The 16467-nt window shown below is 52.0% G+C and carries 12 protein-coding genes; 6 read left to right on the top strand and 6 right to left on the bottom strand.

Going from position 1 to position 16467, the window contains the following annotated elements; all coding sequences use genetic code 11:
- A complete protein-coding gene (locus GGE09_RS18335) occupies positions 1–729 on the bottom strand; it encodes a sigma-70 family RNA polymerase sigma factor (protein WP_309747635.1) in 729 nt (242 codons plus the stop codon).
- Positions 730–988: 259 nt separating this feature from the next.
- On the opposite strand from GGE09_RS18335, the gene GGE09_RS18330 reads away from it, so the two are divergent.
- Positions 989–1894, top strand: coding sequence for a flagellar motor protein MotB (locus GGE09_RS18330; RefSeq protein ID WP_309747634.1), 906 nt, complete (start codon positions 989–991; stop codon positions 1892–1894).
- A gap of 685 nt (positions 1895–2579) precedes the next feature.
- On the top strand, positions 2580–4406 hold the full coding sequence (locus GGE09_RS18325; protein WP_309747633.1) for a hypothetical protein: 1827 nt from the start codon (positions 2580–2582) through the stop codon (positions 4404–4406).
- Here GGE09_RS18325 and GGE09_RS18320 read toward each other — a convergent pair.
- The gene (locus GGE09_RS18320; RefSeq protein ID WP_309747632.1) at positions 4403–6151 is read right to left on the bottom strand and encodes a nucleoside-diphosphate sugar epimerase/dehydratase; all 1749 of its coding nucleotides are present in this window, start codon (positions 6149–6151) and stop codon (positions 4403–4405) included. The genes GGE09_RS18325 and GGE09_RS18320 overlap by 4 nt on opposite strands.
- A 441-nt stretch (positions 6152–6592) precedes the next feature.
- Here GGE09_RS18320 and GGE09_RS18315 point away from each other — a divergent pair, with 441 nt between their 5' ends.
- The gene (locus tag GGE09_RS18315; RefSeq protein WP_309747631.1) at positions 6593–7744 is read left to right on the top strand and encodes a glycosyltransferase; all 1152 of its coding nucleotides are present in this window, start codon (positions 6593–6595) and stop codon (positions 7742–7744) included.
- 39 nt (positions 7745–7783) lie between these two features.
- Here the strand turns inward: GGE09_RS18315 and GGE09_RS18310 are convergent, their stop codons facing one another.
- Complete coding sequence (locus GGE09_RS18310; protein WP_309747630.1) at positions 7784–8602, bottom strand: sulfotransferase; 819 nt, start codon at positions 8600–8602, stop codon at positions 7784–7786.
- Positions 8599–9492 carry a glycosyltransferase family 4 protein gene (locus GGE09_RS18305; protein WP_309747629.1) on the bottom strand — a complete coding sequence of 298 codons (894 nt, stop codon included), beginning with the start codon at positions 9490–9492 and terminating at the stop codon, positions 8599–8601. The genes GGE09_RS18310 and GGE09_RS18305 overlap by 4 nt, the downstream gene beginning before the upstream one ends.
- 570 nt (positions 9493–10062) lie before the next feature.
- Here GGE09_RS18305 and GGE09_RS18300 point away from each other — a divergent pair.
- Positions 10063–11274, top strand: coding sequence for a glycosyltransferase family 4 protein (locus GGE09_RS18300; RefSeq protein ID WP_309747628.1), 1212 nt, complete (start codon positions 10063–10065; stop codon positions 11272–11274).
- Here GGE09_RS18300 and GGE09_RS18295 read toward each other — a convergent pair.
- Together GGE09_RS18295 and GGE09_RS18290 are read right to left on the bottom strand one after the other, a co-directional pair.
- A complete protein-coding gene (locus GGE09_RS18295; protein ID WP_309747626.1) occupies positions 11264–12568 on the bottom strand; it encodes a hypothetical protein in 1305 nt (434 codons plus the stop codon). The two genes, GGE09_RS18300 and GGE09_RS18295, sit on opposite strands and share 11 nt — an antisense overlap.
- A 55-nt stretch (positions 12569–12623) precedes the next feature.
- Entirely contained in the window at positions 12624–14549 is a 1926-nt protein-coding gene (locus tag GGE09_RS18290) for a Wzz/FepE/Etk N-terminal domain-containing protein (RefSeq protein WP_309747624.1), read from the bottom strand.
- Positions 14550–14776: 227 nt separating this feature from the next.
- Here GGE09_RS18290 and GGE09_RS18285 point away from each other — a divergent pair, with 227 nt between their 5' ends.
- Both GGE09_RS18285 and GGE09_RS18280 read left to right on the top strand, forming a co-directional pair.
- A complete protein-coding gene (locus tag GGE09_RS18285) occupies positions 14777–16075 on the top strand; it encodes an O-antigen ligase family protein (RefSeq protein WP_309747623.1) in 1299 nt (432 codons plus the stop codon).
- Positions 16076–16106: 31 nt separating this feature from the next.
- Positions 16107–16463 carry a GtrA family protein gene (locus GGE09_RS18280; RefSeq protein WP_309747621.1) on the top strand — a complete coding sequence of 119 codons (357 nt, stop codon included), beginning with the start codon at positions 16107–16109 and terminating at the stop codon, positions 16461–16463.
- The last annotated feature ends 4 nt before the right edge of the window (positions 16464–16467 follow it).

Raw genomic sequence — 16467 nt, 5'->3', positions numbered from 1 at the left:
TCAATTCTCCATGTTCATGAAATCCGCCGTGACACCGCGTTTGAGCAGAAACGATTTCATTCGAGACTTGGCCCGATGTTCGATTTTTCGCATTTTTGTGGCAGAAATGTCAAGCCTGATAGCCAGATCCTCGGCGGATACGTCATGTAAAAAACGGGCCCGAATGATCTCTGCTTCCTGATCGCTGAGTGAGGCGATGGCAAGGTCGAGCAGTTTGCGCGCGCAATCGGCCTGTTCGCCGTTCATCATCAGGATTTCGGCGGTCACAGGGGTCGCAGAAGGTGCCTCGTCATGGACATCTTCTATGTCTGCGACAAAGCGGGCTTCAAAAACAAAAGCGGCTTCTTCGGCGTCTAAAAGGCCATTTTGGGCATTGCGAAGCCGGAAATCAGGAATATTCACCAGTCGGGCTGGAAAAAGGGCCTCTCGTTGCATCGCAGAGCGCACAAATTTCGTTGCATAGGCAAAAAACGGGACGCCCGGGATGGGAGTGTAGTTGGACAGCGACTTTAGCATTCCTTCTACGCCTACAGAAATGAGATCGTCGTGCAAATCGGGCGTTCGGGCCATGCGTCTGGCCATCGCTTCAATTTTATGGAGGTTTTCCATGACGATACGCGTCAACGCCTCGGTTCCGTAATAGGTATCGCACTGGGTTTTGTGCGCCCCAATATCTGCCCGCATGTCACCTTGATCGTCGCGCAGCGCGATCGCGGTGTTCGTCCGCATGTGTTTGCCCATATTTTTCTCGGGCGCCGTCAGGGCATCCGTCTGCGCGGATTCCCCCCTTAAGCACCGTACCCTTAGACCTCATGCCGAGAGGAATTTGCTCCTCTCAGTCGTTATTATTCCCCCATTCTTGGGGGTGTGGCATTAAGACTGAATCATTTTATCTTTTTTCGCAAGAGTTATGCGGCTAATGTCAGCTAATATAAAAACCATTGTCTCAAAATGGTCGAAACGAGCGCAAGCAGGACAACAGGCACCCATGATTTCTAAACATGACAACCATGCTATTATCATCAAGCGGCCCAAAAAGGCGGCTCATGGACATCACGGCGGCAACTGGAAGGTGGCCTACGCGGATTTTATGACCGCTCTGATGGCGTTTTTCCTGTTGCTGTGGATCTTGTCCGGATCGGACGAAGAACAATTGCGCGGGCTTGCGGAATATTTCACCCCCTCTGAGGTGCCTTTGGTTGAAATCAGCGGGATTGGTGCGCAGATTATGGCCCTCAAACAGCCCCAAAGCGAGTTGGACCCCGTAGCGGATTCAGTGCCCACAGGTCCGGGCGAAGACGGCCCTATGAGCGAGGACAGTTCTGATACCAGAAGCGGCGCGGTGAACCCTTGGCTTGAGTTGGATCAGGACACCACTACCCCTGAAAAAGAGGCCGGGGCGACGCTTTCAGACCAGTTGGAAGAAGCCCAATCGCGCATTGAAGAAAGCTTTGAGGCGTCCCCGCAGCTGGCTGAATTGGCGGATAATCTGATGGTTACTGTTAAAGAGGACGGAATGGTGGTTGAAATCGTCGATCTTGGCGAACGTCCGATGTTTCAAACCGGCAGTGCGGCGCCCAGTGCCGAGTTGCTGACTATTTTGGCGAAACTCGCCCCAGCGATTGCTGAATTGCCCCTTGAAATGCGGATCACAGGGCATACCGATGCGCGTCCCTTCCGTGGTGCGAAAAACTATAGCAACTGGGAGCTTTCAGCGGATCGTGCGAACGCAATGCGCCGCGCCATATTGGAAACCGGCATCCCGTCTGATCGGATTGTCAGCGTGGCAGGGGTGGCGGCAGCCGAGCCATTGATCAAATCCGATCCGAACGATGACCGCAATCGCCGCGTTACCATCGAGTTGACCCGACAGGCAATGGATGCCACGGAGTGAAGGTTTCGCAGCCTTCAGATTTGTAAGGCCATTTCAGGGAAGCAGGTGGCCAACGGGTGAGGCGGTAAAATAAACGGCTTCTCAATTTCTCGTTTGTCGGCTTATTCGATCTGAGGCGGGTAAGAGCGAACTCACAACCAGACTTTCCATACGCCAAAATCGCGGCCGAGTAGAAATGCCGTTGCCGTGATTTGAGCTGTTGAGGCTATTTGCTAAAAAGTATATGACTTAAGTGTAAAGTATTATATTGATATATACCAAAGGATAGTACATATTGCTTCGCAAGAAGATGGATTTTGGATGGCTAACTTGGTGGCAGGGTGCAGGATTTGCGATTTTTGGGGCTGAAACATATTTGTGAAAAAATTGGCCTACCTATCTAAGATAGGCGGAATCCGGCTCGCTGGAGGTTGAACAAACACCTGCAGTTTCACGCGTATGCTTGAAAAATATGACCTCTAGTCTATTATATTGACAACTTGACGGATACGGTGAAAAGCAGTTGGGCATATTGCGAAAATTTTTTCGAGAGCCTGTACATCCATGAATGGAGTTCTGGCAGAGCGTGCGAAATTCGCAATTTCTGCCGATAATCGCTGAACCTCCCAAACGGGGAGTTCTGGGAACCAATTAATGAGTTGCGGATTTTCCGTACGCGTATGCATAACCGAAAGGAGGCCGGATCATGTCGACAGAAGAACACAACGATCGTTTTAAAATCGATGACGCCTCGCCGACCGCCAAAGCCGCAAATAAGTTGCGCTTTGATGTTGAAGAAATTACCCCGAGCCTTGCGACCCAGATGCTTGAAAAAGCCGAAACCGCCCGTGCGGACAGCAAGGCAATCGCCACCTACGCCCAGACCATGGAAAATGGCGCGTGGATTCTGAACGGCCAGCCGATCATTTTTGATGAAGCAGGCCGCGTTATTGACGGTATTCAGCGCCTGAGCGCCTGTATCAAGGCCAATACCCCGTTCAAAACCATCGTCGCGCGGGGCGTGCGGGCGGATACGTTGCACACCATCGACCAGCATCGCCGCAGGTCTTATCCTGGCATTCTGGAAAGCCGTGGTATTCGCGAGGCGGGCAAGGTGCAGCGGACCATGTCCAAGCTTATTCGTATCGAGAATGGCAGTTTGGGGCGTGAAAACCCGCCGATCAGTTATTCGCGCTATGACCGTGTTCTGGATGCGAACCCTGAAATTCTGGAAGCGCGCGATATTTCGGAACGGGTGCGCGGCACGCGGCTGCATTCTACGGCGCGTCCGGTTCTGATTTATATGGCGCTGCGGGCAGGTCATGAACGCGAGTTGATGAGCTTTCTGCGTGAATTGGGTCCGAACCGTACGTCCGGGCTGGATTCACCGCCCGGTATGTTCAGCATGCAGGCCAGTATTCTGGAACAAAACGACAAGGGTCTGAATGTAGATCATATTCTGGCACTGGCGATTTTGGCCTTTAATGACCACCTTGAAGGCAAAAAGGTGAACCAGAACTACATGTGGAAAAAGGATTATGGCACCACCCCGCTGAACGATGCGGGTCTGCCGGTTTCCCGCGCGGCCTTGCTGGACGGCGCACCTGCCAATCTGGGGCTGCCGATCATGACTGGCTACCCCGGCCTGCGCGAGGGCAGCTATGATACGTTTTCCCAGACCGATGAATTTGGCGGGCGGACCGACGAACAGGTAAAGCGCGGCGCTGAAAATGACAAAGGAGCCGAGCAGGTTCGGATGATGACCGTAACCCCGGCCATGGCGCGGGACTGGTTACAATTCAACAGCGGAAACCGTGAAATTCAAAAGAACCACATTGCGACAATCAAACGGGATATTCTGAAATCCAACTGGATGATGAACGCCCAACCGATCTGTTTCACCGATAACCCGCTACAGGTTGGGGGGCGGGGGGCGCCGCGTCTTTTGAATGGCCAGCACCGTTTGCATGCAATCATTGAAGCCAATACAGCCATCGACGTGCCAATTGCCACAGGCATCCCGCGGCAGGCTTTTGCCACGTTTGACACCCATGCCAAACGCACGGTGCGCCGTGCGGGCAATCGAGTGGATGACCGCGTGCTTGCGGCCGCAGCGAAACTGCAATGGAAGCAGGACAATGACCTGCCTTTGACGGGATCAGGCAATAGCCCTTCGGCCACAGAAATCCTGAAAACTTTGAATGACCATCCCGATCTGCCAGCGGGTTTTGCCCGTGCCCGTCGCAGTGGCATGACGGAACTGGGGTCTGCGGGGGTGATGACTTATTTCATCTACCGCGTTCTGCACGAGCACAGTCTTTGGGGTGCGGAGTTTCTGGACGGGATCGAATACGGCGCCAATCTGGATCGGGGCAATCCGATCCTGAACCTGCGCAATCTGGCCCGTGGCCGACGCAAATCCCTAAGCCGCAGTGAAACGCTGACCATCCTGATCGAGCATTGGGAGGCTTTTAAAGACTGGAAGATCAAGAAAAACAATGACACCCAAAGCGGGCATTTGAAGCTGGTTTAACCAATGGTCGCGTTTTTGGGGCGGACATAGCCGTGGACCCAGCGTTCCACCACCTTGCGCGCTGCCGTGGTGTCCCCGCTCATTATGGCTTTGTTCAATTCATTCAAGGCACTGGCGATTTCAATTTCCGAAAGACAGGTTTCGCGCGCGCGCAGGATTTTTGGATGGGGTGTGGGCAACAGATCGTCAGTTAACAGCAGTTCTTCATACAGTTTTTCCCCCGGACGCAGACCTGTGGTGATGATCTGGATGTCGCCATTGGGGTGTTTTGCATCCCGCAACGAGCGCCCCGACAGGCGGATCATCCGTTTCGCCAAATCCATGATATTGACAGATTTTCCCATGTTCAGGACCAACACATCGCCGCCCCCCGCAATCCCCCCCGCCAGCAACACCAGCCGGGAAGCCTCGGGGATGGTCATAAAGTAGCGTGTGACTTTTTCATGGGTGACAGTGATCGGCCCGCCCTTGGCAATTTGTTCGCGAAACAGCGGAATGACCGACCCCGACGAGCCTAGAACATTGCCGAACCGCACCATAGAAAACAGGGTTTTTGTGCTGCGTGAATCCACATCCTGAATGACCTGTTCGGCAAGCCGTTTGGACGCCCCCATGATGTTTGTCGGGCGCACAGCTTTATCCGTAGAAATCATGATAAACCGCTCAATGCCCAATTTGTCCGAAGCATCAGCCAGAACTTTGGTGCCGATCACATTGTTGCGCAGCCCTTCCAGTTCATTGCTTTCCACAAGGGGGACGTGTTTATAGGCGGCGGCATGAACGACGATTTGCACCCCGTGATCCCGCAGAATATGGGGCACGCGCAGGGCATCACAGGCAGAGCCGATGACCGGGACCAGTTCGATGCCCATCGCCTCGGCCAGTGGGCGCAGTTCCCGTTCAATGGAATAAAGTGCAAATTCGGATTGTTCGAACAGCACCAGTTTGCTGCAATGATACCCCAGAATTTGTCGGCACAGTTCAGACCCGATAGACCCGCCCGCCCCAGAGACTAGAATAACGCGGTCCTTGTAAACATCCCGCACCCCTGGAATATCAAGATCAACCTTATCGCGTCCCAATAACTCGTCCGGTTCAACATGGCGCAGGCTTTCGACCAGATTGTTGCTTGATATGATTTCGTCGTAGCTTGGCAAAGCAAGCACGTCGATGTTCAGCTTGCCCAGTGAGCGGATCAGAATTTTGCGCAAATCGGTCTGGGCCGAGGGGATCGCCAGCAAAACGCTTTCGATTTTTTTGGCGGCGGCCAGTTCTACCAGTTTGTCAGGCGAATGCACAGGCAAGCCCGCAAATTCCATCCCGTGCAGTTTTTTGTTATTGTCCACAAACAGCAGCGGTTTGATGTTTGAGCGACGCAGCGCGATAGCAAGCTGGGTGCCCGCAGAGCCAGCCCCGTAAATCGCTACGGGTTTTCGCGGGGTGCAGCGATCATAGGACATTTGCAAAATGGCATGGGCCAGAATACGTGCGCCCGCGCTGCCTAGAAACAGCAGGGTGCCAAAAATCAATGGCACCGACCTTGGGGTGTCCAATCTGAAAAGATAGCTCATACAAATGGCCAGAAACGTCAGGGTCAGGGCAAACAGCCCGCTTTTATAGACGCCGCGCAACTCATAACTCGACACGCTGATTTTGGGCAGCCCCAGCGCCAGCGCGACCCCGATGCCGATTGCCGTCAGCAAAGGGAACATCAGGGTGGATTGTTGCAGGGCTTCACGGGGCAAAGCGCTGCCATATCGCAAGGCAAACGCCAAATAGAGGCATGCAGGAGCGAGCAGGCAGTCCACGCCCAGAAGAATGGAGAATTTTACTGAACGGGGTAATGTTTCTAAAAATTTGTACATTTTAATACTACTTTTTTGGCACTCAGTACATGAAGAAACGCCACTCGCTCGCTAGAAACGGTATTCGTCTGGCAGCAAATATGCGCTCACGGATCTGGCTGTAGATGGGCCAAGACTTAAATTTCTTGGCTGGAAAATATCTATGCCAACGGTTGAAAAATTGGTTGTTACGAATCTAATAATAATAAATTAACCATGACTTTATGCCCCATTTTGGTCATAATTGCAAGATTGGCACTTTTTAACTAATTCAAAAGTATAAGAAATTATTTTTAAGTACTCAGATGTATAGAAAATTAGCATTTTAACCGGATAGGGTGGATGGATTCAGAGCGAGAGTTGAAAGTCCTGCATTTCATCACGGGCCTTGGCTTTGGCGGCGCTCAAGTGATGTTGTTTCGCTACCTGCGGGGGCTTGGGTCTGCGCGAAAACAGCATCGGGTGGTTTCGCTTTTACCGCCCGAATATTTTAGCCGTGAAATCGAAAAGCTCGGGGTGCGTGTTGACAGTATAAACCTGCCCCCCGGTCGGATTACCCTTGCAGGTTTGCGCAAGATGCGGCGATTGGTGGCTGATATGCGCCCTGATATCATTCACGGATGGATGTATCACGGCAGCTTTGCGGCCAGTGTTGCGAACGTGGGTTTGGGGCCTGCATCCCGCGTGATCTGGTCGGTTCATCACTCGTTACATGACCTAAACGCCGAACGGCGTAACACGCGAATTCTGTTAAAACTGCTGGCGCCGCTGTCTCGCTACACGGGGGCGATCACTTATTGCGCGGCGCAATCGCAAAGCCAGCACCAACAGTTGGGGTTCAGCGCGAAAAACGATTGTGTCATTCCAAACGGAACAGATATTGCCGAATTTGCCGCCGATCCACAAGCACGCGGACGGTTGACCAGCCTTGCGCATATTCCGGACGGACGCATGGTGCTGGGTAATATCAACCGCAATCACCCGATGAAAGATCAGGTGTCGCTGATTAAGGCCACCGCTATTCTGCGCGACAAAGGGCATGATGTGCATGTGATCCTGATTGGCGCGGGGCATCACAACAGTGCAGCGGCAAAATTGGCAGGTGAGCTGGGCCTATCTGAACGGTTTTCCCATCTACCGGCCCGCGACGACATCCCGAAAATCGTGCCCGCCTTGGATGTTTTTGTGCTGTCATCTGCTTGGGGCGAGGCGTTTCCGCTATCCGTCGGCGAGGCGATGGCCGCCGAAGTTCCCGCAGTGGTAACAGATGTTGGCGACAGCGGATGGCTTGTGGGGGATGCAGGAATTCTGGTGCCCCCCAAAGACCCCGAAGCGCTGGCGACAGGAATTGAGAAAATCCTGCACCTGTCTGCAAACGAGCGTCAGGCTTTGGGGCAAAAAGCTCGGCAGCGCATTGAAACGCTGTTCTCGCTGGATGCCTATATTAAGGCCCACGCAGACCTGTATGCGCGGGTTGCAGCGCTTTCACACTGACCAAGGGCTACCCGTGTGGCGAGGCGACGGGATCAGCATTTAGGTCCAGTTTTCACAGTTCCAGCCCGTCAAATCCCGCAGTTTTTCCAAAGATGGTTGGAAATGTTCGGTCAGGGCGTCGTGCAAGTCTTTCGTCAACGGTGGATACGCGGGATCTTTAGCGATTTTCTGCCAAGCCGTTTCAAAAAGCGGGTTTTTGCGAAAGGGCTGCGCCAGTGGTTTGATCCATCTAAGCCGTTTTCGCAGACCGGGTGAAATGCGTTTTTCCGTTTTGTCCTTGACGGATTTCGATTTCAAGATTTCGTCGGCACTGCCTTCGATCTTCAGATGTTTATACACCAGATCAAGCTGGGTTTTTGGTGTTTTTGCAACATTATGAAAATCCAAAATTAACAGTGCATCGCGCCCAAAAGCATCAATGTAGGGCTGTAGTTGATCCGCATAATATCCGGATTCAAAAAATCTGCTTCCTTTGGCGCTTCTCGGATTGAGATGGTTTTTAATGTCATCATCAACACCACCGCGGCGAAACAGCATGCAATAATCAGAATAGGCCCGTTCAACAGGATTACGCAGTTGCGCCACCAGTTTTACGTTTGGAAGGGCCGCGTAAATTCGTTGACAAGCTTGCGGATCGCTTAGGTAAGTATTTGATTTCTCGCCAATTAGTTTGATTCCTTTCGGGACGTCGAATTGGTCGGTGTACCAATTTGTGCCCTGTCGGAACGCACGGGAGAAATAATGTAATTCCGCATCAGGCATATAGACATTGGGGTTTGCCTGAAGCTGTACCTGAAGCCAAGTGGTTGCGCATTTGGCTGCGCCGATGATCAGAAAGTCGACTTCCCTCAGCTTCATGGTCTTAACCGCAAGTTGCTATAGGCCGTGGTTACGCCGGTAAAATGTGTTTGTAGCGTTAACCGTTGTTGCACAAATTTACGTGCTTTTTCTGTAATGGATGCGTACAGGCTAGGGTCGGAAATCAATCGGTGGATTGGCGCAGCAAAAGCCTCGGGTTGCATCGCAGGGACAAGAAAACCGGTCTCTCCGTCGGTGATCGCCTCGGGATTGCCGCCGTGATTTGTTGCAACGACGGCGGTGCCCAGGTGCATGGCTTCGATCAACGTGCGCCCGAAGGGTTCGGCGAGTGCGGGCACTATCAGAACGTCGGTTGCCGCCATATAGGGCTCGATCGGAGAGCAGAATCCCAGATATTTTATACGATCCTGCAGGCCAAGTTCGGCAGCGCGGTTCAGCATGTCTTGATCGAGTGGCGGTGCACCTGTTGGCACCGCGCCGAGCACGATGCCGACGAAATTGACATCCGGATAGCGTTGCGCAAAAGCAGCGAGGATTTCGGCAAAAACCACGGGGCGTTTGCGGGCTATCAACTCGCCAAAATACCCCAGTAGGACGGTGTCTTCGGGCAGGTTTAGCTCGGTCAAAAGGGCCTGTTTTGCGGCGCGGCGGTTTTGACTGGCGAAGCTGTGAAACGGCGAGTGAACGACGCTCCATTTGTTATCAATGCTTCGTATTGGCCTGCTCGGTTTTGCAAATTTTGAAACCGTAATGATCTGATCCGCCAGAAGGGGTGCAAAATAATTGACCCCCTTCGCAGTTGGATCGCCGCGGTGGTGCCAGACCAATTTTGCAGCGCTGAATTTGGTCGCAATTCCCCAGTTCAGATGCATGCGCCCGTCGTTTGTATGCACGATGTCGATGGCGTTTTCGCGCAGGTAAGTCCGCATCTTTGGCAGCGTCTTTGCTGTATATTTTGCCAAGCCACTCAGAAAAGATCCCTGCCGCTTTTGTGGGGGTTCTAGCAGGTTCGGAAAGGGAAAAACGTCATAGGAAAAGTGATTGTCGTCCAGATAGTCCGCCAATCGCCCCTTTCGGCGATGCAGGCCAATAACGGGGGTAAACCCCTGAGATTGCTTCAGTAAATCAATCAAAATCAATGAGGAAATATGGCTGCCCCCTAAATCATCGCCCCCGACATAGGGAAATAGAATTTTGGGCCTTGCGCGGTGTAAATTTTCAAAGGTCGCTTTCATAAATGGGTACTCACAATAACATGGGCTGCCAAAAAAATGCTGCAGCCTTAGGTAAAAGGTAAATTAATTCGTCAGTTTTTCAAGAACGCGGTCTGTCCGCAAAATACCGGATTTTTTAGAGGTATTGTTTTTTATTCAAAATAGGGCGATTATGTTGGAATTGATATTTAAACCGCGAATAAGCGGAAATTTTTGAAATAGAGCACCAGAATTGTACGTCTGGTAGCATTTTGACACAAATTTTATGAATTGGGAAGCGCTTCAATGACACCCAAAACACATAGCATCGAAACACAACGCACCGCGCCGCAAAATACGGTGCCGCAAAAGATTATTGTGATCGCCAGCCTTGGATATTCCTTGGTGAATTTCCGGCTCGAACTGCTCAAACGTATGGTTGCAAATGGCCATCAGGTGCTGGCCCTCGCCCCTGAATTCGATACCCAGACAAAGGAAATACTGGCACGGTGCGGGATTGAGTTTGCGTTGATCCCGATGGATCGTGTGGGGATGAATCCGATTAAAGATTTTCGGCTGATTGTGGCTCTGAATTCAATTTTTCGCGGGTTTCGGCCAGACGCAGTTTTGGCCTATACCGCCAAGCCGATAATCTATGGAAGTCTGGTGGGTCGCATGCAAAATGTGCGCCGCCGCTTCGCCTTGTTTACGGGGCTTGGTTATGCCTTTTCCAGCGAAAATCCGACAGGGAAGAACTGGCTGGCACGGTTCGTTTCTATTGCGCTTTATCGGCTGGCAACCAAGGGAATGGTGGGGGCTTTTGCCTATAATCCCAAAGAGATAGAAGATCTGCGGGCTTTCAGATTGTTGCCCGCTTGCGTGCCTGTTTTACAGGTTCCCGGATCTGGTGTGGACACGTCTTTGTTTAAAAGTTCCACACCGCCGATTGACCCGATAAAATTTATTATGGTGGCCCGATTGTTGAAAAGCAAAGGCGTGGAAATACTGGTCGAGGCAGGGCGGCGGCTGCGGGAGAAAGGCTATGCGTTCGAGCTGTCTTTGCTGGGACCAGAGGATACCAATCCTGACGCCATTCCGCCCGATGTGCTGGCTGATTGGATCGCGCGGAAAGACGTTGTTTATCTGGGAGTCACCAAAGACGTGCGTCCGTTTTTAGCGCAGGCTTCGGTTCTGGTTCTGCCGTCCATGTACCGCGAGGGTTTGCCGCGCTCGATCCTAGAAGCGATGTCGTCGGGGCGGGCGGTGATCACTTCGGACGCGCCGGGTTGTGCGGACAGCATTACAGGCGGGCGTGATGGATTCATTGTGCGCGCAGGCAGCCCCGACGCCTTGGCCGAGGCGATGGAGCGGTTTTTGCTAGACCCTGAACTGGTCCGCACCATGGGGGCGGCAGGGCGAAAACATGCCTGTGATGTGTTTGACGTTCATAAAGTGAATAAAATTTTACTAACAAAAATGGGGCTTGAAAGCCCTTTGGCGGGGGAAACTACTTGGTAGCTTTGTAAAAAAACGTCCCACACCCAAACACCCAGATGACATTCATCGCCAGTGTTAACCAACTTGCCGCGATGATGCCAAAGATCGGGACGAATAACACAATCCCGCCTAGAAACGCTGCGGTTGATACAAGCGTCACAAACAAAAGTTGTTTGTCCTGATCAATGCTCAGCAGCGCAGAATTCATCACCGAGGTGGTCATTATCAGCGCGGAGGCCACCAATTGGATGACCAATAAAGGCTTGGCAGGTAAAAATTGTGGTCCGAAAACCCGCTCGATAAACATGTCTCCCCAGATCCAGAAAAACAGCAAAAGGGGGATGCTAACGGCGAGGAATAACAGGTTGAACCGCAGTACAAGAGACACGATACGTTTGTTTTGGCCTTGTTCCCAAAGTTGGGTGAATTTTGGAAACACCACGGTTTCAATCGGCCTAGAGAACCGGATCGCCGCGAGCGCAACCCGTTTTGCCATCTGATAATAGCCGATTTCGGTCAGGCCCACCAAGCCGCCAAGCAAGACAACATCGAATTGACGTGCAGCGTTGCGCGATAGAACATTGGCGTTGGAGTTAAAGATAAATCGCAAAATCCCGGGGTTGTTTTTCAAAACCCCTGCAAAGGGTGAGGACAGGATCGGCCCTTTAATATTGTTTGAAATCAACCACCAAGCGAGAATAAAGGGCAACAGATGTTGGAAGACGACGTTCAAGGCTATGGCATAAAAGAAGGTCATGAGACTGGCCTCAATCCACCACAGCACCGCCATGGACGCGAATTTGACAACCGCGCTAAGCACGATGACGTTTGCATAAATGCCGAATTTGGAGAGCAGTCGAAAGATGGCCACAGGCGTGGCTGAAATATAGGTGAAAACCGTCACGGTAAAAAGCTGCGCCATGTAAAACGCATCGGGGGACAGTTTGAGCCAGGTGTTTGCCAGTTTCAGGGTCAGCAATGCGATCAGCGCGGCGGCGGCAGCCCCAACCACGTCCATCACGGTCGCCCATTTAATCAATTTGCGTAGATTTTCCCCGTCGTCCCGTTCCATTGCGCGGGTTCCATAGCGGATCAAAGCCTGTGACGGTTCAAAGCGAAACACCTGATCAATGGTGCGGGGATAGGCCTCTACAAGGGCCAAAAGACCCAAGCCGACAGCCCCGACAGATTGGGTGAGCAGGACCAAAGAAAACAGTCCCAGAATTGCGACGATGACATTGGCGGACAGGACGATCCCGATGTGCCGCAAAACCCCCTCAAAGGACTCCACTAGGTTTTGGAGGTGGATTTTCACGGGGGTTAGGGCCTCAGATTTTTGAAATTTTAACTATCAACTTTGGATTTGGGAATCACGAATAACTGCCAGAGCGTTCATAATACTGGACATAATCGCCCAAACCGTACTGGCTTTGCTTTTTGGTATCGACGCGGTTTAACAGACAGCCAAGAACCTCGGCGCCCGCCAGATCCATGGTGCGTTTCAGGTCCGTAAGAATCCTGTCAGTCACTTGTTCCCAAGCCACAACAACCAGAAAACCGTCCAGTTCTGCGGTCAGTTCGGCAACCTCGCTGACCATCATAAAGGGGGCTGTGTCTACGATAATCAGGTCGTATTTCTTGCGCAGTTCCTGAAACAGGCGGTTGATATTTTTTTCGCTCAAATTTGTCTTATTTTCCGACATTCTGATGGTCCAAGGGTAGATGTCCACGGTTTCAACATCAGGCGAAGTGGTTTTGATTTCGATCAGAGATTTGCTTCCGGAAAACCAGTCCTGCAATGAAGGAGGCGGGCTTTCATCGACCGTTTCATCTGTGGTTTTTTGTGCCTTTTGCTTTGTGTCCTTGGGGGTAAAAACATCTGTCAGCCTGTCTATCCCATTGTGCCACATATCAAAATCAACAACGGCCACGCGCTGTCGTTTTGACGTGGCGGCGATTGCCAGGCTCATGGCGATGGTGGATTTTCCTTCATCTGGCAGGGCCGAAGTGACCCCTAGAACGATGTTGGATTCTTTGGGCAGACGGATGTGCAGGTTAAAATACAACTGCCGGATAGAGCGCGTGAAATTGGAACTGATACCGGGCAGCATTTGTTTGTAAAAATACTGTTTGTCCCGCCGCGAGCCTCTGCCACTGACCAGTGGGACGGTTGCAAGGCAGGGGCTGTCAAAGACGTCTTCGATCTGCTTTGTGGTGCGCACGCGCTGGTCAAACATGGCCAGAATGAATGTCCCCAGCAAGGCAAGGAAACCGGTCGCGACAAAGCCTAGCGCGGCAGATGTCTTGGCGCTGATCCCGATGGGCTGCAAGGGCGCATGGGCCGCCGAAACAAGATGGGCGCCAGCATTCAGAACCGAGGCTTGCGCCTCATTTCGCAGCAATTGTTCGAAGGTCTGGTCGTGGCGCAGGCGGTCTGACTGAATTTGGCGCAGCAACTCGCGCTTGCGAATGGTTGCAAGGGTACGGCTGAGGTAATCCGCGTCGAGCGCTTCGATTTCAGCCGTCAGCGCTGCGATGGTTTCGGGTGCGGCATTAGCGGACACGGCGTTTTGGTGTTGGGTTTTAAGTTGGGCTATCCGTGAACTGAGCCGCGCATCCAAATCCGGATCATCCAGTTGCCAGGATTGAACCAGCTTGGCCAGCTCTCGTTCTTTGTCAAAAAGATCGTCATTCAGCACATTGGTGCGCGCCGTTAGAATTTCAGTTGCAATCGCCATTTCAGCTTTTTTGCGGTCAAGCTGGCGGGCGATATAGGTTTGTCCGATTTCATTGGCCAGATCCGCAGCCAGTTTGGGGGCGTTCGCCCTGGCTGTGATGGTAATCGCGTAACTTTCACCTTTGCGCTTTACAGAAGACGCGTTTGACAGCCATTTAATCAATTCCTCGCGGGGCATCGCGGGCAGGGCCTGTTTTGAAAACCCCGGTATCACCCCCGCCGCTGCCTGTTCCGCGCCGAGCGTGTCAATCACATGGCCCAGCAATTCGGTTGACTGCAAAATATCGAGCTGGGTTTCAACAGTAGACCGCGTGGCGGTATAGTTTTCTGATATTTCCAAAAGGTTCAGCGTGCCGTTTTCAGGCTGAAGCACAATCACAGATTGCGCCTGATAAACCGGATCCCGTTCGCTTGTGAAAAAGTAACCAGCGCCCCCGCCAAGAAGGGCGAACAGCAGAATTTTCAGCCAGTTTCGTCTAAAGGCGGCGGCCAGATTCAACAAATCCAGCCGAACATCGGGGCTGTCATTTCTAAAGGGATCGGACGTATCAAATTTCATAAGAGTCCTACTTAAATAGGGAAACTGTTTTGGCTGTTTGGCCGTATTTTTTGTTCAATGAACGTTATTAACTAAATTAAAATTCTTAACATTTTTTGCCAAAACCAGCCTAAAATGACCGGTCTGAAAATGGGCAATGGTTAATTATTTTATACCATCCGCGACAAAACAAAACAATCATGTTAAAAAGGACGGTAATATTCCTATTCAATTTTATTCATATTTGCATGACTATTTTATCACCCATTGGCGCGAAAGCGCGTCCAAACCTTTGGATTGACCGCAATAACAGTCTGGACCGTTTGGAGCTGATCCTGGCTGCTGCCGTCGCATTTCTGGCGCCGATCAATGCTGCCCGGCTGCCGGGAATCTATATCACCTATGCGGACATTCTTGCTGTGTCTTGCCTTGTGGTCATGATTCTAAATCGGGGTTTACCTGCGCGGTTTTTCGGTGTGATGACAGGGGCCTATCTGGTAGGATTACTGCTTTTTTGCGGCGGGCTTTTCCTTGGCTCTCTGGTTCACGGGGACATTTTGCGCGGTGTTATCGGGATCAGCCAGTACTTCGTTGCCTTCCTTATTTTACCCCTCGTTCTGCTGCGAAGGTCCAGACGAGAGGCCATGATCATCGCCTATGCCTTTCTAGCCGCCCTCGCCGTGGTTTGTTTGCACGGGATTATCATCATCAGTTTTAATATTGATGCGGGGCTTGGGTATATTTCATACTCGCGCAGGTTGCGTGGGTTGGTTGAGCGGGAAAATGAATTTGGCGGGCTTCTGGCGATGAGCGTCCCGCTGGTGATCGCCTTGGCCCGCACCAGAATGATACCACCGTTTCTGGCGTGGATCGGGCTGGGAGGGATGCTGTATACCGTGATGCTGACGGGGTCGAACACCGGCATTATTTCCTTTGCGATTGCCATTCTGGCGACCATGCTGACCGGCAAAAATTTTCTGAGGGACGGCGCCTTTATGGTGGTTCTCTGTGTGGGGGTGCTGGCCAGCATCGCCAGTTTTGGCGTGGAAATACTGCCAGATGTTTTTGAAAAACGAGTTGTCGCAGCACTTAGCGCGGGGGATTTGGAACGGCTCGGATCACTGGCGGGGCGGATGGAGCTGACAAATGACGCGCTCTATCTGGCGCAGGACTATCTGGTGGTGGGCGCAGGCTTTGATCAATACCGTGAAGTCAGCCAGCATTATGCCCCGGTTCACAATATTTACCTGCTGGCGCTGGTGGAGGGCAGCTTGATTTCGTTGATCGGACTGGGGGTGATTTTATTCGCTTTATTGGGTCAGGCAAGCCTGCTGATCGCCCATGCGCAATCGTATCGTGCGGGGATTTGTTTGGCGATCACCGTGCTTGTGTTTGCCCTTGTGATTTCTGCGCTACCCCATATTTACGCCCGCTTTTTGGTGTTACCCTGGATTGTTGCGCTGGGGATTGCCATGAATCCCGCGCTGGCTGTTGGCGGGAAACGGGCAGAAATACTGCGGTTGTGGCGGGTCAGATCCGATGTCTGAGAGTGCTGTTTTATACATAAAAAACAATAGATTGATTAAGTTTCTTTTGGTGGGTCTGCTGAATACAGCTTTTGGCTATGCTGTGTTTCTGGTCGCGATCCTTTTGGGTGCTCCGCCGCAGATGGCCTTGGTTTTGCAGTTTTGTCTGGGCTGCTTGTGGAATTATGTCATGCATGCCCGACTGGTGTTTGAACATGACGGGTATCGCCAAATGCCGCTGTATTTGCTGGCTTACGGGGCGATTTATTCTGTGAACGCGCTGGCTTTGGCGGCAATCATCAGGGCAGGGGCCTCGGCTTTGCTGGCCCAAGCCCTGCTCACGCCGCTTATTGCCGTTTTGTCGTATTTGTTGATTTCAAAAATTTTGAAGCCACGGGAAATTTCCTAATCCC

This window comes from Roseobacter sp. N2S, from assembly GCF_031454055.1.
Lineage (GTDB): Bacteria > Pseudomonadota > Alphaproteobacteria > Rhodobacterales > Rhodobacteraceae > Amylibacter.
This window is presented reverse-complemented; position numbering and strand designations above follow the sequence as displayed.

Coding starts and splice junctions, on each gene's coding strand:
- GGE09_RS18290 (WP_309747624.1), bottom strand. CDS start 14,549: ATGAAATTTGATACGTCCGATCCCTTTAGAAATGACAGCCCCGATGTT.
- GGE09_RS18285 (WP_309747623.1), top strand. CDS start 14,777: ATGACTATTTTATCACCCATTGGCGCGAAAGCGCGTCCAAACCTTTGG.
- GGE09_RS18315 (WP_309747631.1), top strand. CDS start 6,593: ATGGATTCAGAGCGAGAGTTGAAAGTCCTGCATTTCATCACGGGCCTT.
- GGE09_RS18325 (WP_309747633.1), top strand. CDS start 2,580: ATGTCGACAGAAGAACACAACGATCGTTTTAAAATCGATGACGCCTCG.
- GGE09_RS18310 (WP_309747630.1), bottom strand. CDS start 8,602: ATGAAGCTGAGGGAAGTCGACTTTCTGATCATCGGCGCAGCCAAATGC.
- GGE09_RS18330 (WP_309747634.1), top strand. CDS start 989: ATGATTTCTAAACATGACAACCATGCTATTATCATCAAGCGGCCCAAA.
- GGE09_RS18305 (WP_309747629.1), bottom strand. CDS start 9,492: ATGCGGACTTACCTGCGCGAAAACGCCATCGACATCGTGCATACAAAC.
- GGE09_RS18335 (WP_309747635.1), bottom strand. CDS start 729: ATGCGGACGAACACCGCGATCGCGCTGCGCGACGATCAAGGTGACATG.
- GGE09_RS18300 (WP_309747628.1), top strand. CDS start 10,063: ATGACACCCAAAACACATAGCATCGAAACACAACGCACCGCGCCGCAA.